Origin of the sequence: Streptomyces sp. NPDC048504, assembly GCF_043200035.1 — a bacterium.
GTDB lineage: Bacteria > Actinomycetota > Actinomycetes > Streptomycetales > Streptomycetaceae > Streptomyces.
This window is the reverse complement of record NZ_JBICXA010000002.1, coordinates 661,490-678,545: the sequence shown is the minus strand read 5'-3', so window position 1 is coordinate 678,545 and position 17,056 is coordinate 661,490. Positions and strand designations below refer to the sequence as shown.

The 17,056-nt window shown below is 69.5% G+C and carries 23 protein-coding genes; 14 read left to right on the top strand and 9 right to left on the bottom strand.

What is annotated here, in order from left to right; translation table 11 throughout:
- Positions 1-179: 179 nt before the first annotated feature.
- Both ACGFY9_RS07470 and ACGFY9_RS07465 read left to right on the top strand, forming a co-directional pair.
- The gene (locus ACGFY9_RS07470) at positions 180-467 is read left to right on the top strand and encodes a hypothetical protein (protein WP_393752787.1); all 288 of its coding nucleotides are present in this window, start codon (positions 180-182) and stop codon (positions 465-467) included.
- A complete protein-coding gene (locus ACGFY9_RS07465; RefSeq protein ID WP_393752786.1) occupies positions 464-862 on the top strand; it encodes a hypothetical protein in 399 nt (132 codons plus the stop codon). Before ACGFY9_RS07470 ends, ACGFY9_RS07465 begins: the two co-directional genes overlap by 4 nt.
- Positions 863-955: 93 nt before the next feature.
- On the opposite strand, the gene ACGFY9_RS07460 is transcribed toward ACGFY9_RS07465, so the two are convergent.
- The 6 genes from ACGFY9_RS07460 to ACGFY9_RS07435 all read right to left on the bottom strand — a co-directional run bounded on the left by ACGFY9_RS07460 (position 956) and on the right by ACGFY9_RS07435 (position 6,927).
- Entirely contained in the window at positions 956-2,410 is a 1,455-nt protein-coding gene (locus ACGFY9_RS07460) for a sensor histidine kinase (protein WP_393752785.1), read from the bottom strand.
- Positions 2,407-3,144 carry a response regulator transcription factor gene (locus ACGFY9_RS07455; RefSeq protein ID WP_019073726.1) on the bottom strand — a complete coding sequence of 246 codons (738 nt, stop codon included), beginning with the start codon at positions 3,142-3,144 and terminating at the stop codon, positions 2,407-2,409. The genes ACGFY9_RS07460 and ACGFY9_RS07455 overlap by 4 nt, the downstream gene beginning before the upstream one ends.
- A gap of 146 nt (positions 3,145-3,290) precedes the next feature.
- Positions 3,291-3,497: a hypothetical protein gene (locus tag ACGFY9_RS07450; RefSeq protein ID WP_033281327.1), complete on the bottom strand. Its 207-nt coding sequence runs from the start codon at positions 3,495-3,497 to the stop codon at positions 3,291-3,293.
- 43 nt (positions 3,498-3,540) lie between these two features.
- Positions 3,541-4,794 carry a S1C family serine protease gene (locus tag ACGFY9_RS07445; protein ID WP_393752784.1) on the bottom strand — a complete coding sequence of 418 codons (1,254 nt, stop codon included), beginning with the start codon at positions 4,792-4,794 and terminating at the stop codon, positions 3,541-3,543.
- Between the two features lie 188 nt (positions 4,795-4,982).
- Complete coding sequence (locus tag ACGFY9_RS07440; RefSeq protein ID WP_393752783.1) at positions 4,983-6,008, bottom strand: LacI family DNA-binding transcriptional regulator; 1,026 nt, start codon at positions 6,006-6,008, stop codon at positions 4,983-4,985.
- A 118-nt stretch (positions 6,009-6,126) separates the two neighbouring features.
- Entirely contained in the window at positions 6,127-6,927 is an 801-nt protein-coding gene (locus ACGFY9_RS07435; protein ID WP_033281324.1) for a response regulator transcription factor, read from the bottom strand.
- A 193-nt stretch (positions 6,928-7,120) separates the two neighbouring features.
- On the opposite strand from ACGFY9_RS07435, the gene ACGFY9_RS07430 reads away from it, so the two are divergent.
- From ACGFY9_RS07430 to ACGFY9_RS07385, 10 genes are all read left to right on the top strand, one after another.
- Positions 7,121-8,002 (top strand): alpha/beta hydrolase, encoded by an 882-nt coding sequence (locus tag ACGFY9_RS07430; protein ID WP_393752782.1) that lies wholly within the window; start codon positions 7,121-7,123, stop codon positions 8,000-8,002.
- A 55-nt stretch (positions 8,003-8,057) separates the two neighbouring features.
- On the top strand, positions 8,058-8,312 hold the full coding sequence (locus ACGFY9_RS07425) for a MoaD/ThiS family protein (RefSeq protein ID WP_393752781.1): 255 nt from the start codon (positions 8,058-8,060) through the stop codon (positions 8,310-8,312).
- Between the two features lie 8 nt (positions 8,313-8,320).
- Positions 8,321-9,499: a hypothetical protein gene (locus tag ACGFY9_RS07420; protein ID WP_393752780.1), complete on the top strand. Its 1,179-nt coding sequence runs from the start codon at positions 8,321-8,323 to the stop codon at positions 9,497-9,499.
- Positions 9,500-9,692: 193 nt separating this feature from the next.
- A complete protein-coding gene (locus ACGFY9_RS07415) occupies positions 9,693-10,439 on the top strand; it encodes a DUF2993 domain-containing protein (protein WP_393752779.1) in 747 nt (248 codons plus the stop codon).
- A 210-nt stretch (positions 10,440-10,649) separates the two neighbouring features.
- Entirely contained in the window at positions 10,650-10,760 is a 111-nt protein-coding gene (locus ACGFY9_RS07410; protein ID WP_393752778.1) for a putative leader peptide, read from the top strand.
- Between the two features lie 117 nt (positions 10,761-10,877).
- On the top strand, positions 10,878-11,717 hold the full coding sequence (locus tag ACGFY9_RS07405) for a sulfurtransferase (RefSeq protein ID WP_393752777.1): 840 nt from the start codon (positions 10,878-10,880) through the stop codon (positions 11,715-11,717).
- A gap of 46 nt (positions 11,718-11,763) precedes the next feature.
- On the top strand, positions 11,764-12,051 hold the full coding sequence (locus ACGFY9_RS07400) for a DUF1416 domain-containing protein (RefSeq protein WP_019064558.1): 288 nt from the start codon (positions 11,764-11,766) through the stop codon (positions 12,049-12,051).
- 223 nt (positions 12,052-12,274) lie between these two features.
- On the top strand, positions 12,275-12,535 hold the full coding sequence (locus tag ACGFY9_RS07395; protein WP_393752776.1) for a DUF3099 domain-containing protein: 261 nt from the start codon (positions 12,275-12,277) through the stop codon (positions 12,533-12,535).
- A 33-nt stretch (positions 12,536-12,568) separates the two neighbouring features.
- Positions 12,569-12,943, top strand: a complete 375-nt coding sequence (locus ACGFY9_RS07390; protein ID WP_393752775.1) for a VOC family protein — start codon at positions 12,569-12,571, stop codon at positions 12,941-12,943.
- A 178-nt stretch (positions 12,944-13,121) separates the two neighbouring features.
- Positions 13,122-14,723, top strand: coding sequence for an amidohydrolase family protein (locus ACGFY9_RS07385; RefSeq protein WP_393752774.1), 1,602 nt, complete (start codon positions 13,122-13,124; stop codon positions 14,721-14,723).
- Positions 14,724-14,769: 46 nt separating this feature from the next.
- On the opposite strand, the gene ACGFY9_RS07380 is transcribed toward ACGFY9_RS07385, so the two are convergent.
- Together ACGFY9_RS07380 and ACGFY9_RS07375 are read right to left on the bottom strand one after the other, a co-directional pair.
- A complete protein-coding gene (locus ACGFY9_RS07380) occupies positions 14,770-15,039 on the bottom strand; it encodes a hypothetical protein (protein ID WP_393752773.1) in 270 nt (89 codons plus the stop codon).
- A complete protein-coding gene (locus ACGFY9_RS07375; protein WP_393752772.1) occupies positions 15,036-15,401 on the bottom strand; it encodes a hypothetical protein in 366 nt (121 codons plus the stop codon). Before ACGFY9_RS07375 ends, ACGFY9_RS07380 begins: the two co-directional genes overlap by 4 nt.
- 182 nt (positions 15,402-15,583) lie before the next feature.
- Between ACGFY9_RS07375 and ACGFY9_RS07370 the strand changes: the two genes are divergently transcribed.
- Both ACGFY9_RS07370 and ACGFY9_RS07365 read left to right on the top strand, forming a co-directional pair.
- Positions 15,584-16,426, top strand: a complete 843-nt coding sequence (locus tag ACGFY9_RS07370) for a helix-turn-helix transcriptional regulator (RefSeq protein ID WP_393752771.1) — start codon at positions 15,584-15,586, stop codon at positions 16,424-16,426.
- Positions 16,408-16,686 (top strand): DUF397 domain-containing protein, encoded by a 279-nt coding sequence (locus ACGFY9_RS07365; protein WP_393752770.1) that lies wholly within the window; start codon positions 16,408-16,410, stop codon positions 16,684-16,686. Before ACGFY9_RS07370 ends, ACGFY9_RS07365 begins: the two co-directional genes overlap by 19 nt.
- Here ACGFY9_RS07365 and ACGFY9_RS07360 read toward each other — a convergent pair.
- Complete coding sequence (locus ACGFY9_RS07360; RefSeq protein ID WP_393752769.1) at positions 16,680-17,042, bottom strand: DsrE family protein; 363 nt, start codon at positions 17,040-17,042, stop codon at positions 16,680-16,682. The genes ACGFY9_RS07365 and ACGFY9_RS07360 overlap by 7 nt on opposite strands.
- Positions 17,043-17,056 lie beyond the last annotated feature (14 nt).

Below are 17,056 nucleotides of genomic sequence, written 5' to 3'. Positions count from 1 at the left end.
CCACCGTCCGACGTCCGAACAGATCCGCCCACCACCTCACGGTTGCGGTCGGCGGCCCATCGCCCGCACGCGGAAGCTCCCTGGCCCTTGATGCGGGGCCGTAGATGCGCGGTCAGCCTTGTTCGGCGAACCGGGGGAATCGGGAAGCAGTGTGGCCATGGTAAGACTATGGTGGAGCCATGGCAGAGAATACGACCATCCAGGTGTCCCGACAGGCCCGAGACCATCTCGCCCAGGTCGCCAAGGAGCACGGGATGACCTTGGGCCAGTTCGTCGAGCAGTTGGCCAGCGAGCAGCCGACGGCGGAGCAGATCGCGGAGCGGGTGGCCGCCGACCGGAAGGTCGTCCGAGACGTGATCGGCCTGGACATCAGCGACGAGGAGTTCGACAGGGCGCCTGACATCCTCGGCAACGTGTACAAAGTCGCTGCCGAGAAGATCCGTAGGGCGCGAGGCGCGGCGACGTGATCATTCTGGACACCGGTGCCACCCGTGCTCTCGCGAACGGGCACAAGACGTTGAACCTTCTCGCCGCGAACATGGCCCACACCCCAGGCGATCTGCTTCGGATTCCCGCGCTCTGCCTCATGCAGGCGGAGTCCGAGGACGCGGACGCCGGGGACCGTGTGCTCGCGTTCTCCTCGGTAGTCGTCGACGACTTGACCACGGTCTCCTCGGTCACCGTCGGCACCATGATCCGTGACGGGTACGGCGGACCGGACACCTGTCACGCCCTGTACTGCGCACTGCCGCGGGCCGAGTTCACGGGCATGTCGATTCTCCTGACGACCCGGGAAGAGGCTTACCCGCCGGGTGTGGTCACTGTCGACATCGACTCCCCCGGAATGCTGGGCTTCCACTGAGGGCGAATGCGACGGGCGGAGGCTGAGACCCGCCGACCCTTACCCCGCGAAGTGTGACACTTTCCGCCGAAGTGTCACACTTTTTCAACTCGCCTACTGAGGGGCGGAGCTTTCGGGCGGTGCAGTCGGCGTCCCCGGAATCCGTACCGTCGCCACCGTCCCCCCGCCCGGCGCGTGCGCCAGGGTCACCTCGCCGCCGGCCTGTTCGACCGTGCGGGCGACGATGGACAGGCCGAGGCCCGAACCGGGGAGTGCGCGCGCCGACGGTGAGCGCCAGAACCGGTCGAAGACGTGCGGGAGTTCCTCGGCGGGGATGCCGGGGCCGTGGTCGCGGACGGTGAGGACGCCGTGCGTGAGCTGGACCTCGATCGTGCCGCCCTCGGGGCTGAACTTCACCGCGTTGTCGAGGATGTTGACGATCGCGCGCTCCAGCGCGGAGGGCTCCGACTGGACGAACCACGGCTGTACGTCCGCCGTGATCGTCAACTCCGGGCCGCGCAGGCGGGCTCGGCGCAGGGCGGCCTCGACGGTGTCCTGGAGCGAGACGATCTGGACGCGCTCACCTCGCTGTCCCTCCGAACGGGACAGTTCCTGCAAGTCGCCGATCAGGGACGCCAGTTCGGTCATCTGGGCTTTGACTGACGCGAGTAGTGCCTTGCGGTCCGCCGGGGGGATCGGCCGGCCGGTCTCCTCGCTGCGGGTGAGGAGTTCGACGTTCGTACGGAGGGAGGTGAGGGGGGTACGGAGTTCGTGACCGGCGTCCGCGATGAGTTGTTGCTGCAGCTCGCGGGAGTTGGCGAGGGAGGTCGTCATCGAGTTGAACGAGCGGGAGAGGCGGGCGATCTCGTCGTCGCTGTCCTCGTCCACGGGGATGCGGACCGCCAAGTCCTCGGTACGGGCCACGTGTTCTACGGCCTCGGTGAGTTTGTCGACGGGGCGGAGACCTGCGCGGGCTACCGCGAGACCGGCTGCGCCGGCGCCGACGACTCCGATGCCGGAGACGAGGAGCAGGATCAGGGCAAGTTCGTTGAGCGTCGACTGAGTGCCCTTGAGAGGGGCCGCCAGAATCAGGGCCACCCCCTGCGAGTCGGACTGGTCGACTCCCAGGTACAGGGTCAGTACGCGTACGGCGTTGCCGTCCTCGTCGGTGCCGTTGCGGAAGATGGCCTCGCCGGCCTTCGCCTTCTTGATGACGTCCTTGTCGCTGCTCGTGGCCTTGACCGTGCCTGGGGAGCTGGGGTCGACGCAGGGGGCGCCCTTCGCTTTGATCGCCTCCACGTACTCGTTCCGGCCGGAGAACATGTCGTTGTTCTTCACAGGGGTCTGCGTGCACCTCTGCAGCAGCGACTGGACCGTGCCGGGTCGGCGCACCATGTCCTTCAGGTCACCTTCGACCTGGTCGTACAACTTCCCCTGCACGATGAACCAACAGGTCACCGATACCGCCGCCACCCCGAACGCCACCGCCGCCGCGACCAGCATCGCCAGCCGTGACCGGATCGGCAGGGTCCGGAACCGGTGCAGGAACCGGTTGAGGACGTTCTTCACTCCGCTCCACCCTGTCGCAACACGTAACCCACGCCACGCACCGTGTGCACAAGCCGAGGCTCGCCCCCAGCTTCCGTCTTGCGGCGCAGGTACATCACGTACACATCAAGGGAGTTGGAGGACGGCTCGAAGTCGAAGCCCCAGACCGCCTTGAGGATCTGCTCGCGGGTGAGGACCTGGCGGGGATGCGCCAGGAACATCTCCAGGAGCGTGAACTCCGTGCGGGTCAGCTCGACTTGGCGGCCGTTGCGGGTGACCTCACGCGTCGCGAGGTCCATGCGGAGGTCGGCGAAGGTGAGGGAGTCGTCCTCGGGGGCGGTACCGGCTGCCGCGGCCGCCGCGTACGAGCTGCGGCGGAGCAACGCCCGTACCCGTGCGAAGAGTTCGTCGAGTTCGAAGGGCTTGACCAGGTAGTCGTCGGCGCCCGCGTCGAGGCCGGTGACCCGGTCGCCGACCGTGTCGCGGGCCGTGAGCATCAGGATCGGGGTCGTCGTACCGGCGCCCCGCATCCGGCGGGCCGCCGTCAGGCCGTCCATGCGCGGCATCTGGATGTCGAGGACGACCAGGTCGGGCTGGTACGCGGTCGCCTTCTCCAGCGCGTCCGCGCCGTCGACGGCGACCTCGGTGTCGTACCCCTCGAACGCGAGGCTGCGCTGGAGTGCTTCGCGCACAGCCGGCTCGTCGTCGACGATCAGGATGCGCTGGGTGTCACGGTCGCCTTCGGCGGGGCTCATGGGCTGGATTCCTCGGGTGCGGTGGGACGGGGAGACAACGATCGGCTGGTCGCAATCAGCCTCGCATGTTTCCCGGCCGGTGCGTGAAGAGGGGAGGAAGTGAGAAAAAGCGTGAGATCAGCCTTGCCCCTCAATCCTCCATGTGATCAGCCTCGCATCGTCTGGAGGCGGTTCAGCGGCACCTTGCGGTGGTGCGGGCGGGCCGCGCTGGTGCGCAGGCCCATCAGCTCTGGGACGGGCGCCACTTCCGGTGCCCGTGCGGCCGGCGCGTGCAGTTCGTACGCCACCCCGAGGGCCAGGCCGAGACCGGCCGCTCCGGTGTCGGTCACCGTGTGCGAAACCTGCTTGATCATGACGTACTCCCTACTGTGATGGATCGACCGCACCTGCGTCGGTCTAGCTGTCGGAACCGCCCGCCCGCAGCGAAGCCAGGTCCGCCTTGACGGTGTTGATCGGGATGGCGAAGCCGATGCCGATGCTTCCGGCCTCGGACGACGAGGACGAGGAGTCCGAACTGGACGAGTACATCGCGGAGTTGATGCCGATGATGTTGCCGTTCGCGTCGATCAGGGCGCCGCCGGAGTTGCCGGGGTTGAGGGACGCGTCGGTCTGGATCGCCTTGTACGTCGTCGTGGACGAACCGGTGTCGCCGTTGAACTGCTGGCCGCCGAACTGGAACGGCCACTGGCCGCTGCCGCCCGAACCCGAACCCGAACCCTGGCTCTGGCTCTCGTCGGTCGAGACGGTCACGTCACGGTTCAGGGCGGACACGATCCCGCTGGTGACCGTGCCGGTCAGACCCTCGGGGGAGCCGATCGCGACGACCGTGTCGCCGATCTGGACGCCGGCGGAGTTGCCGAGGGTGGCCGCCTTCAGGCCGGAGGCGTTCTCCAGCTTGAGCAGCGCGAGGTCCTTCTTGCTGTCGGTGCCGACGACCTTCGCGGTGTACGACTTGCCGTCGCTCGTCTTGACCTTGACGGACGTGGCGCCGGAGATGACGTGGTTGTTGGTGATGACCTCGCCGCCGGAGGTGATGATCACGCCGGCGCCGGTCGACGAGCCGTTGCTGAGGGTGGCCTCGACCTCGACCACGCTCGGGCTGACGGTCGCGGCGATCGTGGCGACGTCGCCCCTCTTGCTGGAGGGCACGACGGCCGTGGTGGTGCTGGAGGTGGCGACGGTGTCCTTGCCGGTCAGCTCCTGGAAGGCGTACGCCGTGCCGCCGCCGACGGCCGCGGCGACGATCGCCACGGCGGCGAGCAGCGCGAGCGGGCCCCGGGTGCGCTTCTTCGGCTTGGGTGCCTCGCCCTGGACGTGGGTGAGGAGAGCGGTGTCGCCGCCACCACCGTGACCGCCGCTGCCGTCGGCGGCGAGAGCTCCGCCGTCACCGCCGCCGTACGCTCCGCCATCGGCGCCGAAGGCGGCCTGCGGGGCGGGCGAGGGGGCGGGCGCCTGGGCCGGCCACGCGGGTGCGGCCGGCTGCTGCGGCTGCTGGGCGGGCTGAGCCTGCTGCGCCGGAGGCTGGTAGGCCGGCGGGGGCGGCCACTCCGGGTTCACGGGAGAAGAGGCGTGCTGCTGCTGGGGGTACGCCTGCGGCTGGTCGCCCTGGGGGGTCTCGTACTCGCCGCTGCGGCGGAAGCTCTCGGTCATGGAACAGAGCCTGTCGCGGGATCATGAGAGGTACCTGAGCGCCCGCTGAGAAGCCCGACAGAACCTCGTATGCCCGATATAAAGACGCCGGATCCCCGGAAACTCGGGGATTCCAGCGAACCCTGTGACAGCCGGAGCGAACCCGCTGACCGCCGCGGCGACCCCGGCGACCTCCCCTACGGGTGGCCTCAGCCCTCGCACCCGCACGACTGCCGTATGACCAGCCGCGACGGGAACACCTTCAGCCGCTCGCGCCGCGACCCCGCCACCCGCAGGCCGTCGTCGAGGACGAGGTCCACCGCCGCGCGGGCCATCGCCGGGCGGTCCGATGCGATCGTTGTCAGCTTCGGGTCGGCCAGGGCCGCTTCCTTGATGTCGTCGAAGCCGATGACACCCAGCTCGCGCGGTACGTCGATGCGCAGCTCGCGCGCGGCCCGCAGCAGGCCGATCGCCTGGTCGTCGGTGGAGCAGAAGATCGCGGGCGGACGGCGGGGGCCGGAGAGGATGCCCAGGGCGACCTGGTAGGCGTCGTAGCGGTTGTACGGGGCTTCGAAGAGGCGCCCCTCGGTCGGCAGGCCGGCCTCGGTCATCGCGCGCCGCCAGCCCTCGACGTGGTCGGAGACCGGGTCACCGACGGCCGGCGTCGCCGCCGTACCGCCCATACAGGCGACGTACTCGTAGCCGTGCTCAAGGAGATGTCGTACGGCGAGCTGGGCGCCGCCGAGGTCGTCCGTGACGACGGCCACGTCGTCGATCGCCTCGGGGCGCTCGTGGAGCAGGACGACCCGGGCGTCCCAGGCCTCGATCTCCGCGGCGGCGTTGTCGTTCAGCGCGTGGCTGACCAGGATCAGTCCGGAGACCCGCATCCCGAGGAAGGCCCGTAGATAGTGGACCTCGCGCTCGGCGATGTAGTCGGAGTTGCCGACCAGCACCATCTTTCCGCGCTCGGACGCGGCCTGTTCCACCGCGTGCGCCATCTCCCCGAAGAAGGGCTGGCGCGCGTCCGGCACGATCAGGCCTATGAGGTCCGTACGCCGCGACGCCATGGCCTGGGCCACCCGGTCGGGTCGGTACCCCAGTTCCTTGATCGCGGCGAGGACACGCTCGCGCGTGGCCGGGGCAACCGGCCGGGGTCCGTTGTTGATGACATAGCTGACGACGGCAGTCGACGTCCCTGCCAGCCGCGCTACATCATCCCGAGTCACCTTGGCCACGCGCGGAGTCTACGCGGATGGACCCGCCCTGGGCAGGGCGTTTCGAAGCTTCTCTCGGCTTCCGCGCACCATCTCCGCGCGGACGCGACACCGAAAAGCGACGCCCTGCCCGATACGGTTACGCCTCGGCCGGGATCTCGGCGGCGTCCAGCGCGGCCGAATCGGCCGTACCGTCCGCATCCTCCGGCTTTGCGTCGGCGATGGCAGCGCTTGCCTTGAGCTTGGCCTCCTCGCCGCCCCGGTCACCCTTCTCCGGGGTAACGAATCGATAACCGACGTTCCGGACGGTCCCGATCAGCGACTCGTGCTCGACTCCGAGCTTCGCGCGCAGGCGTCGTACGTGGACGTCGACCGTGCGCGTACCGCCGAAGTAGTCGTAGCCCCAGACCTCCTGCAGCAGCTGGGCGCGCGTGAAGACGCGGCCCGGGTGCTGGGCGAGGTACTTGAGGAGCTCGAACTCCTTGAAGGTCAGGTCGAGGACCCGGCCCTTGAGCTTGGCGGAGTACGTCGCCTCGTCCACGGAGAGATCGCCGTTGCGGATCTCCATGGGGGAGTCGTCGTTGACGATCTGCTGGCGGCCCATGGCCAGGCGCAGTCGCGCCTCGACCTCGGCCGGTCCGGCCGTGTCGAGCAGGACGTCGTCGATGCCCCAGTCGGCGGTGACGGCGGCGAGGCCGCCCTCGGTGACGACGAGGATGAGCGGGCACCCCGGGCCGGTGGACCGGAGGAGCTGACACAGGCTGCGCACCTGAGGCAGGTCACGGCGGCCGTCGATCAGGATGACGTCGGCACCTGGGGTGTCGACGAGAGCGGGGCCTTCCGCCGGTGCCACGCGCACGTTGTGCAGCAGCAGGCCAAGGGCCGGAAGCACCTCCGTAGACGGCTGGAGGGCGTTGGTCAGGAGCAGCAGAGAACTCATAAGTCTGGTTCCTCCTCGGTCCCTGCGAGGACGTGTGTCATGCGGCACAGCGTTTGCGGTCCCGGGGGCCCTGTATCACCGGCGGCCACCTGTGGTTTCCCGTGGTGTACCGCTTCGTATACAACGCTCCTGGAAGCACAAAAGGACTCGGGGGCTTCGCTGCCCGAGTCCTCTGTCGAGCAGAATAGCCCACATGAGCGCTGGTACGGCAGGTCATGTGGCACGATCCACCGTTCGTCCGAACTCTGAGACGATCAGACGTACACCTTTGCGGACGTTTCTGCACACCGACGACGGGGTGACGATCGATTCCGTATACGAACCGGGGGCGCCCGTATACGACGCCTCCCGGTCACCTTCCGGTGATCCCGTGTTCGTCGTGGCGCACGGTTTCACGGGCGATGTGGACAAGCCACATGTACGGCGGGTTGCCGAGGCGTTCCTCCAGTACGGGGCCGTGGTCACCTTCTCCTTCCGGGGCCACGGCGCCTCCGGCGGACGGTCCACCGTCGGCGACCGCGAGGTGCTCGATCTGGCGGCGGCGGTCGCCTGGGCGCGCGAACAGGGGCACGCGCGCGTGGTCACTGTCGGCTTCTCGATGGGCGGTTCGGTGGTGCTGCGGCACGCGGCGCTCTACGGACCGGGTGAATCTGAGGGCTCGGGGCGCGAGGGGCGCACGGAAGCGCACACGGACGCGGTGGTTTCCGTGAGTGCGCCGGCCCGTTGGTACTACCGAGGCACGGCTCCCATGCGGAAGCTCCACTGGCTCGTGACCCGCCCCGAGGGGCGTCTGGTCGGCCGCTACGGCCTCAACACCCGTATCGAGCACAGGGGTTGGGACCCGGTCCCGCTCTCCCCGGTCGAGGCGGTCCCGCGCATCGCCCCGACCCCCCTCCTCATCGTGCACGGCGACCGCGACGGCTACTTCCCCGTCGACCACCCCCGCATGCTGGCCGACGCCGCCGGTGACCAGGCTGAACTCTGGCTGGAGCCGGGCATGGGCCACGCCGAGCACGCGGCCGCCGACGACCTGCTGGCCCGCATCGGGCGCTGGGGCAATTCACAGGACGGCTAGCCTGACGGTGTTGACGCCCGATCCGTCGACACCGGTCTACCGAGGAAGCGAGCACATGCCAAAGGTCACGGTGCGCTACTGGGCCGCCGCGAAGGCCGCGGCCGGCATCGCCGAGGAGCCGTACGACGCGGACACCCTCGCCGACGCCCTCGCCGCCGTCCGCGAGCGACACCCCGGGGAACTCGCCCGCGTACTGCTGCGATGCTCGTTCCTCATTGACGGTGACCCCGTGGGCACCCGCGGACATGAGACGGTACGGCTGGCCGAGGGCGGCACGGTCGAGGTGCTCCCGCCGTTCGCAGGAGGATGAGCGAAGCGATGAGCAACCAGCCGTACGAGGGCTATGGCGAGGGCTACGATCCCTACGCCCAGCAGCAGCCCCAGCAACAGCAGCCCCAGCAGGCACAGGCACAGCAGGCACAGGCACAGCAGGCACAGGCGCAGGCGTGGCCCGGGCATCAGCAGCAGGCGTACGACGACGCGCAGGCCGAGCAGCAGTACACCCAGCAGTGGCAGGGCCAGACCTGGGACACCCAGGTCCAGCAGTCGAGACCCTCCGCGTCCGACCTGGCGTACTTCCCACCGCAGAACTACCAAGCGGCACCGCGGAGTTACGACCCCTACGCGCAGGCCGAGGCGTACGCCCAGCCGCCCAGACCCGAGGTGCCCGAGGCGCAGGCACCCCCCGCCCCCTCCACCGGAGACGGCTACGGCCCGCCCTCCCTCGCCGGCAACGCCCGCATCACCGACGCGCAGCGGGCCCGCCTTGAGGGACGTTCGCCGATCATCGAGCCCGGGATGCAGCCGGCCGGCCTCACCGCCGTACTGGCGCTCCTGCTCTCCGTCACCGCGCAGGTCGGGTCGTACGCCCTCGTCGTACCGCTCGTCATCCTTCAGGCCGTGACGGCCGCGGGCTGGTTCCGGCTGAACGGGATGTGGCCCGCCCGGCAGGGCATCGCGCTCGCCTTCGCGGGCGCGCTCGTCGCGGACGTGGCGCTGCTCGCGGCCGGGCGGGAGAACGGCCCCGCAGCGATCCTCGGCACCCTCGGCGTCTGGGTCCTGCTCTCCCTCGTCACGCAGCTGCGCTCGCACGCCGACCCGGATACCCGGATCACGAGCCTGATGGCCACGGTCGCCTCGGCGGCCCTGGCCATCGTCGCGGCCGGACACCTCGCGGCCGACCCGGACGCGGTGACGGTCGGCGCGGCCGCCGTCGCCGTCGCGATCCTGGCCCGCGCGCTGCCGCTGCCGACCGTGGCGTCGGTCGTCGTCTCGCTGCTCGCGGCCGCCGGAGCGGGCATCGCCGTAGGAGGGATGACGGGCATGGGCGCGAAGGGTGCGCTGCTCGGTGCGGGCGCGGGGGTCTGCGCGCTGATCGGCCACCGGGTGGCGAGCTACGACTACCCGTCCCGCTTCGTCCACTTCACGGCCGGTGTGGCCCTCCCGCTCGCCGCGGCGGCCCCTGCGGTGTACCTGCTGGGGCGGGCGCTCGTCTAGCCCGGGCGGCCAAGTCCCATGCTGGAGGCGGCAGTTGTTGGAAACATGGAAACACCTGCGGCAGTTAAGAGCACTGTCACAGGTGATCGACAATTTCGCGGTACACGTGTCCGGCAGGACTACTCTCGCGCTGAGCGGCCATCCGGTCGTTGTACCGCTTTCGTCGACGACCACCAGGTGGGGAACTCCGTAGATGCGTGGGCTGCGAATACTTCTGATCGTCGTGGTGATTCTGGGGGTCCTGTTCGTGGTCGTCGACCGGGTCGCGGTCCACTTCGCGGAGGAGGAGGCCGCGTCCAAGGTGAAGACCAGCGAGAACCTGGCCAGCACCCCCGACGTCTCCATCAAGGGCTTCCCTTTCCTCACCCAGGTCGCCTCCGGTGAGCTGGACGACGTGGAACTCGGCGTCGGCCAGTACGAGGCCCCGACCGGCAACACGAGCGCGACCGGCGGCGCCACCACGATCCGGATCGACGACCTCAAGGCCGACATGAAGGACGTCAAGTTCTCCGGCGACTACAGCTCCGCCACGGCGGCCAGCGCGACGGGCACCGCGAGCATCTCCTACGACCAGCTGCTCAAGGCCGCCAAGTCCGCGCCGACGCCCGTCTTCACCGGTGTCACGGCCCAGATCGTCAGCCTCTCGGACGGCGGCGACGGCAAGATCAAGGCCGACATGAAGGTCACGGTCACGGGGGTCGGGACGACGACGTACCCGGTGCTGAGCACGGTCACCGTCGTGGGCAACACGGTGAAGGTGCACGCGGACAACCTGCCCAAGCTGGTCGTCGACCTCGCCGACTCCCGGGTCCGCTCGATCACCGACTTCCAGCAGACGCTCGACCAGCTGCCGGGCGGTGTGAAGCTGGACAGTGTGCAGGCCGCGAAGGCCGGTGTGGACATCAAGGTGAAGGGTTCGAACGTCAGGCTGGCCGGGTAGGACGACGGGCGGTGCCGTTCCGGGTGGACGGCGAGCGTCCGAGGGGCGAGACACCCGCGTCCGTGCGGCAGGGGAATCAACGGCCGCGAGGGCCCGGATTCCCTGTCGCAGGGCCTCCGGCGCCTCTCCCGTCTCACATCACGGACGATCGCGTCTCAAAATACGACACACCGGTGACATGCCCCGCGATCCGTCCCTACGATCGACCCTATGCAGTGCACATTCAGCGCCCTCCGGCCCCAGGGCCAGGCGGACGACCTCACGAAGCGGCGGGCAGTTGACCTGTGCCGCGTCGCCGCCATGCTCTGTCGCACTGTCTGAGCGGAAGCGCAGGCTTCCGTCTTCCCCCCTCCGTGTCCCTGATCAGGGACACCCGCGCGAGCGCGCACCCTTTCTCTCACGCACCGCACCGCCGTAACTGCCCCGGAGGAGAAAAGCATGAGCCGCAGTGACGTCCTGGTCGACGCCGACTGGGTCGAGGCCAACCTCGACAACCCGAGCGTGGCGATCGTCGAGGTCGACGAGGACACGTCCGCGTACGAGAAGAACCACATCAAGAACGCGATCCGGATCGACTGGACCAAGGACCTCCAGGACCCGGTACGCCGTGACTTCGTCGACCAGGAGGGCTTCGAGAAGCTCCTGTCCGGCAAGGGCATCGGCAATGACACGCTGGTGATCCTCTACGGCGGCAACAACAACTGGTTCGCGTCGTACGCCTACTGGTACTTCAAGCTCTACGGCCACGACAACGTCAAGCTGCTCGACGGTGGCCGCAAGAAGTGGGAGCTGGACGCCCGCGAGCTGGTCGAGGAAGTCCCCTCGCGTCCCGCCACCGACTACAAGGCCAAGCCGCAGAACAAGGCGATCCGCGCGTTCCGCGACGACGTCGTGGCGGCCATCGGCGCCCAGAACCTGGTCGACGTCCGTTCGCCCGACGAGTTCAGCGGCAAGCTGCTCGCGCCGGCGCACCTTCCGCAGGAGCAGTCGCAGCGTCCGGGCCACGTCCCGTCCGCGCGCAACATCCCGTGGTCGAAGAACGCCAACGACGACGGCACCTTCAAGTCGGACGACGAGCTCAAGGAGCTCTACGCCGAGGAGCAGGTCGACCTCGCCAAGGACACCATCGCGTACTGCCGTATCGGCGAGCGCTCGGCCCTGACCTGGTTCGTGCTGCACGAGCTGCTCGGTGTCGAGAACGTCAAGAACTACGACGGTTCCTGGACCGAGTACGGCTCCCTGGTCGGCGTCCCGATCGAGCTCGGCGCCAACAAGTAAGCACCAGTACCCCGCACAACCGCTGCGACCTGAAGGAAACCAAGACATGTGTGGAGCGAAGGCCGGCGGCCCCGACGCCTCGACGATCAAGCCCGGTGAGACCACCATCCAGGGCCAGGTGACGCGTAACGGCGAGCCGGTGACGGGTTACGTCCGTCTCCTGGACTCGACCGGTGAGTTCACCGCGGAGGTCCCGACCTCCGCGACGGGCCAGTTCCGTTTCTACGCGGCCGAAGGCACCTGGACCGTCCGCGCCCTCGTTCCGGGCGCCACCGCCGACCGCACGGTGGTCGCCCAGACGGGCGGCCTGGCGGAGGTCGCGATCGCCGTCTGATCGCCGTCCTACTGTCGAAGGGCCGCACCTCCTGAGGTGCGGCCCTTTCGCATGCGCGGGCCTACCCTTGAAGCATGCTGGCACGTCGCCGTCGCGTGACCCCTTCTTGATGCGCTCCTTGCACTGCTTCGCAGGCTGCGGAGCGCTGCGCCGGCCTCCGGCCGTCGGCGTCGGCGGGCCCGCATCTGTGGAGTCGGCATCAATGCGGGCCTACGCTGGACGCATGCTGGCACGTCGCCGTCGCGTGTACTTCGTCATGATGGGCATCTGCATCGGACTCTTCGTCCTGGCCTGGGGAGTCGTGCGGATCTGGTCGGTGCCCGTGGCCGTGGGGATGTGTGTGGTCGCGATGCTGATCCCGCCGGTCGCCGCGATGGTCGCCAACCGGCGCGGCCCCGACGACCGCTGGTGGGACGACCCGTCCGGCGACCCCAAGTCCGACGAGTGGTGGGACGAGCTGGACGGCAAGAAGCGCCGCCAGTAGAGCAGGGCTGCGGAGAGTGGGTAGAGGGCAGGCATGTCGCCTACGACCCTGACCACTGTGGTGTTCGACGCGCCTGACGCGCACGAGCTGGCCGACTTCTACTGCCGGCTGCTCGGGTACGTGGTGCGGGAGGACGAGCCCGACTGGGTGGTCATCGTGCCGCCCGCCGGAGGCACCGGCCTCTCCTTCCAGACCGAGCCGGAGTACGTCCCGCCGGTGTGGCCCACCCGCAAGCCCGGCGAGCAGCAGATGATGCTCCACCTCGACATCGAGGTCGACGACCTGGCGGGCGAGACGGCGAGGGCGGTGGCGGAGGGGGCCACGCTCGCCGACTACCAGCCCCAGGACCACGTACGGGTCTTCTTCGACCCGGCGGGACACCCGTTCTGCCTGTGGCGACGGGAGTAGGGGTGCGACGGAGGCAGCCCTCGCCGAGGAGCGTCACGCGGCTGGGCCGTCGCCGGTGGGCCCAGCAACACCCCCACATCCACGGTCTGGCCGCACTGTCCTGTCGCCCCGGAGCCGCCAGAGTCGTGGGAGTCGGCGGACACGGCCGACGGACTCACGATCAGGAGGGGGAAACAGCATGTCCGAAGCGACAGTTGAGGCACATCGCGGTATGGCCCGACGGGGGTTCCTGGGCGGGGCCGCCGCCGTGACGGGGGCGGCACTGACGGGCACTGCGTCCGCCGGTACGGCGTCCGCCGGTACGGCACGCGCGGCCGGGACGAGGGGCGGAAACGGCGCCGGCACCGGGCCGTTGGCGTTCACCCACGTCACCGTGATCGACGGGTCGGGCGCACCGCCGGCCCGGGACATGACGGTCGTCGTCGAGGGCGGCCGCGTCACCGCACTCGCCCCGAGCGCACGCACCCGGCTCCGCCCGGGCACCCGCACGGTCGACCTGACCGGCAAGTACCTGATGCCGGGACTGATCGAGGCGCACACCCACAGCGACGGCCCGGAGACGGTGGTCCCGGCGCTGTACGCCCTCACCGGTGTCACCACGGTCCGGGAGATGCGGGGCGAGCCGGTCCACCACGAGTGGCGCGACAAGATCCGCAGCGGTGAACTGCTCGGCCCCCGCTGGGTGATCGGCAGCCCCATCGTCGACGGCACGCCCTCACTGTGGGCGGCCGACGTGGGCCCGACCATCGAGGTGGGCGACGCGGCCGAGGCCCGGCGCGCCGTACGGCGGGTCAAGCGCGAGGGCGCAGACTTCGTCAAGGTGTACTCCCGCCTGTCCCGCGAGGCCTACTTCGCCATCGCGGACGAGGCACGGCGCCAGGGCATCCCGCACCTCGGGCACTGCCCCGACACCGTACGGATCGCGGAGGCGAGCGCCGCCGGCCACCGCACCATCGAGCACCTGCACGCGCTGCTCCTGGCGACCTCACGGCACGAGAAGGAGATACGGCGCCTGCTGGACGCCGTACGGATCGACTCGCGCGACCCCAGCAGCCTTTCCCGGTACCACAGTTGGTTCCAGCAGGTGCATCCCCTCGAATGGCGGGCGGTGCGGGGCTACGACCGGGACCGCGCGGACGCGCTCTTCCGGAGTCTGGCGGCTCACGGGACCGCGGTCGTCCCCACGCTCAGCGTGCACCGCACGCTGGAGCTGCCCGACGACGTTCCGACCCGGGCCGAGGAGTGGAAGTACCTGCCCGCCTGGCAGGTGGAGAGCTGGCCGGACCAACTGGCGGCCCTGATCGGCGGGCGCACCCCCGAGCAGGCCCGGCGGATCCGCGAGATCTTCGCGCACCGGCTCCGGCTGGTCCGCGAGCTGCACGACACCGGGGTTCGGCTGGCGGCGGGCACGGACACCGGCACGGGATACCTCGTCCCGGGCTTCGCCCTCCACGACGAGCTGGCGCTGCTCGTGACGGCCGGCCTCACCCCGGCCGAGGTCCTGCGCGCGGCCACGTCGGACGCGGCCCGCACCCTCGGCCTGGCCGCCGTCGGCACCGTGGCCCGCGGACACGCCGCCGACCTGCTCGTCCTCGACGCCGACCCGCTGCGCGACATCCGCAACACCCGCCGCATCCACGGCGTGGTCGTCGACGGCCGGTGGATCCCGCCGGAGGAACGCCGCCGGCTGCTCACGGCGGTGGAACGGGCCGCCGCGACCACCCCGCCGCCCGAGGAGGGGGCGACCATGAAGGGCTGCGGCTGCGGCGGACACCCCTGACAGCCCCCTGACAGCCCTTCGACTACGGCCGCAGGCCCAGGCCCGCTCAGGTCGTCGCGATGATCGCCATCAGCAGGCCGCCGATGCACATCGCGGTGAGCGCCCCGGTCCAGAAGGCGTCCTCGCGCAGGGCCCGGGGCGCGCGGAACCGTCGGCGGCGGGCGGGTCGGGGTGTGGGTACGGGTGTGGCTGCGGGTGGTGGTGCCGGGGGCTGCTGCTGTCGTACGACGGGCAAGGGCGCGGCCGGCATGAGCGGGGGCGGTACCGCCTGGGCCGGGGGGACCTGGATCAGCTGGTGAGGGCGGGGACGGTTCATACGGGGTGGGCCTCGCTGCGGTGTTTGCGGAGCAGGACGTTCGCGTCGGTCTCGGCGCTGTAGTCGCGTGCGGTGCGTGCCGCCGCCCGGACCTCGGCCAGTTCCGCGCACCCCGCGCAGCCGGGGGCCGGCTGCGGCGGGAGGGCGACCAGGAACGGGGCGTCGGTCCGTGCGCGGTAGTTCGCGGCGCGGACCCCGGCACTGAGGCGCTCCGCGTCCGTGGCCGGTCGGAGCGACCCGGGGTCGGCCTGCCATTCGCGCCCACCGCCGACCGGGCGCAACAGGGCGTAGGGCCCTGCCTTGTCCTGGTACTCGCCGACCGTGTCGGTCGCCGGGTCGTAGAGCAGCGTTCCGGGTTCCATCGGCGCGTCCTCCTCTTCCTCTTTGTGTAATTTCCATACAGAATGCGACAGTTGGGATACTCTGTGCAGTCCTGGGTGTGTTACGAGGATGGCCCAGGGCGGAGGCGGATGCAGCGCCAACGGGCTCAACTTCCGCGCTGGGCACGCCAAATTCCACAAATTCCACAGCGCAGGAGGTCGAGATGCCGCAACGGCTGGTGGTCACGGAGATGAGCCATGAGCCCAGGAAGCGGTTTGCCGAGGAGGTGCGGAGGCTGAGGGTCGAACGGGGCCTGAGCTTGCGGGACTTGCAGAAGGCGGTGGGGTGGGACTCGTCGTTGTTCGGCAAGATGGAGCGCGGGGGCACGTTGGGTGGGCCCGAGGTCGTACAGGCGCTGGATCAGTACTACGGCACGGGGCCGCTGCTACTTACCTTGTGGGAGTTGGCAGTTGGTGACCCGACCCAGTTCAAGGAGCAGTACCGGCGCTACATGATGCTGGAAGCCGAGGCTCTGGGGTTGTGGCAGTACTCCGTGAGCGCCCCGCCAGGTCTGCTCCAGACAGACGGGTACGTGAGGGAGGCCCTCGCGGCAGGCGGGCTCCGAGGGGAAGAGCTGGAGCAGCAGGTCGAAGCGCGCGTGCGCCGACGGAAGTTGCTGGAGGGCGAGGATGCACCGCCGTTCCGCGCCATCATTTCCGAAGCGGTGCTGCGCATGGGGATGCGCGACAAGCAAGCCTGGCGTCAGCAGTTGGGGTTCCTGGCTGAGGTGGCGGATCACCCGAACATCACGCCCCACGTCCTGCCGTTCGGCAGTGGAGTCCACGGTCTGACGAACACCGACACCATGTTCCTGAGGCTGCCCGACGGTCGTACCGTGGCTTACACAGAGAACGATGTGCGCGGCGAACTGATCGAGGAAACCGAACGGGTTGAGCGCCTTCAACGTGCATATGATGCGGTACGCGACCTGGCGATGTCCCCGGCGGAGTCGCGATCGTTCGTCCTGCGGATGTTGGAGGAAGTGCCGTGCGAGCCATCGACTTGAGCAACGTGACATGGCGCAAGAGCAGTTACAGCAACCCGGACGGCGGCAACTGCATCGAAGTGTCTGACGACTTCCTGAGCGCCGCCGACTGGCGCACGAGCAGCTATAGCAACACGGACGGTGGCAACTGCGTCGAGGTCGCCTCCAACCTCCCCCTCGTTCCCGTCCGTGACACGAAGAACCCCGCCCACGGCACCCTCGTCTTCGGGGTCGACGCCTGGGCGGAGTTCGTAGGCTCGGTCAAGGGACGGGCTCAGTAGACCAACGCCTGCGTACCGTCGGCCATTACCTCCTGTACGAACACCTGCGCCCCGGCGATCCGCACCCCCTCGATGACATCCTTCTCGGAGATGTCCCGGCGGGCCGCGCACTGCGTGCACAGGGTGATGCGGCCCGCGGCCAGGATCGAGTCGATCAGGTCGGGCAGCGGGGCGGCGTGCGGGAGTTCGAACTCGGCGGCGCGGCCCGGCAGGGCGAACCACGCGGACTCGCCGGTCAGCCACAGGGAGACGTCCACTCCGCTGGCGACGGCGACCGCGGCCACCGTGAACGCCTGTGAGCAGCGTTCGGGGGCGTCGGTTCCTGCGGTCACCTTGATCACGAGCTTCTTCGACATGACCGAATCGTAAT

What these genes read in the sequence shown, in the direction of transcription:
- ACGFY9_RS07470 (WP_393752787.1), top strand. Translation starts at nt 180, where the DNA reads ATGGCAGAGAATACGACCATCCAGGTGTCCCGACAGGCCCGAGACCAT.
- ACGFY9_RS07455 (WP_019073726.1), bottom strand. Translation starts at nt 3,144, where the DNA reads ATGAGCCCCGCCGAAGGCGACCGTGACACCCAGCGCATCCTGATCGTC.
- ACGFY9_RS07450 (WP_033281327.1), bottom strand. Translation starts at nt 3,497, where the DNA reads ATGATCAAGCAGGTTTCGCACACGGTGACCGACACCGGAGCGGCCGGT.
- ACGFY9_RS07445 (WP_393752784.1), bottom strand. Translation starts at nt 4,794, where the DNA reads ATGACCGAGAGCTTCCGCCGCAGCGGCGAGTACGAGACCCCCCAGGGC.
- ACGFY9_RS07435 (WP_033281324.1), bottom strand. Translation starts at nt 6,927, where the DNA reads ATGAGTTCTCTGCTGCTCCTGACCAACGCCCTCCAGCCGTCTACGGAG.
- ACGFY9_RS07430 (WP_393752782.1), top strand. Translation starts at nt 7,121, where the DNA reads ATGAGCGCTGGTACGGCAGGTCATGTGGCACGATCCACCGTTCGTCCG.
- ACGFY9_RS07425 (WP_393752781.1), top strand. Translation starts at nt 8,058, where the DNA reads ATGCCAAAGGTCACGGTGCGCTACTGGGCCGCCGCGAAGGCCGCGGCC.
- ACGFY9_RS07420 (WP_393752780.1), top strand. Translation starts at nt 8,321, where the DNA reads ATGAGCAACCAGCCGTACGAGGGCTATGGCGAGGGCTACGATCCCTAC.
- ACGFY9_RS07415 (WP_393752779.1), top strand. Translation starts at nt 9,693, where the DNA reads ATGCGTGGGCTGCGAATACTTCTGATCGTCGTGGTGATTCTGGGGGTC.
- ACGFY9_RS07410 (WP_393752778.1), top strand. Translation starts at nt 10,650, where the DNA reads ATGCAGTGCACATTCAGCGCCCTCCGGCCCCAGGGCCAGGCGGACGAC.
- ACGFY9_RS07405 (WP_393752777.1), top strand. Translation starts at nt 10,878, where the DNA reads ATGAGCCGCAGTGACGTCCTGGTCGACGCCGACTGGGTCGAGGCCAAC.
- ACGFY9_RS07400 (WP_019064558.1), top strand. Translation starts at nt 11,764, where the DNA reads ATGTGTGGAGCGAAGGCCGGCGGCCCCGACGCCTCGACGATCAAGCCC.
- ACGFY9_RS07395 (WP_393752776.1), top strand. Translation starts at nt 12,275, where the DNA reads ATGCTGGCACGTCGCCGTCGCGTGTACTTCGTCATGATGGGCATCTGC.
- ACGFY9_RS07390 (WP_393752775.1), top strand. Translation starts at nt 12,569, where the DNA reads ATGTCGCCTACGACCCTGACCACTGTGGTGTTCGACGCGCCTGACGCG.
- ACGFY9_RS07385 (WP_393752774.1), top strand. Translation starts at nt 13,122, where the DNA reads ATGTCCGAAGCGACAGTTGAGGCACATCGCGGTATGGCCCGACGGGGG.
- ACGFY9_RS07380 (WP_393752773.1), bottom strand. Translation starts at nt 15,039, where the DNA reads ATGAACCGTCCCCGCCCTCACCAGCTGATCCAGGTCCCCCCGGCCCAG.
- ACGFY9_RS07375 (WP_393752772.1), bottom strand. Translation starts at nt 15,401, where the DNA reads ATGGAACCCGGAACGCTGCTCTACGACCCGGCGACCGACACGGTCGGC.
- ACGFY9_RS07370 (WP_393752771.1), top strand. Translation starts at nt 15,584, where the DNA reads ATGCCGCAACGGCTGGTGGTCACGGAGATGAGCCATGAGCCCAGGAAG.
- ACGFY9_RS07360 (WP_393752769.1), bottom strand. Translation starts at nt 17,042, where the DNA reads ATGTCGAAGAAGCTCGTGATCAAGGTGACCGCAGGAACCGACGCCCCC.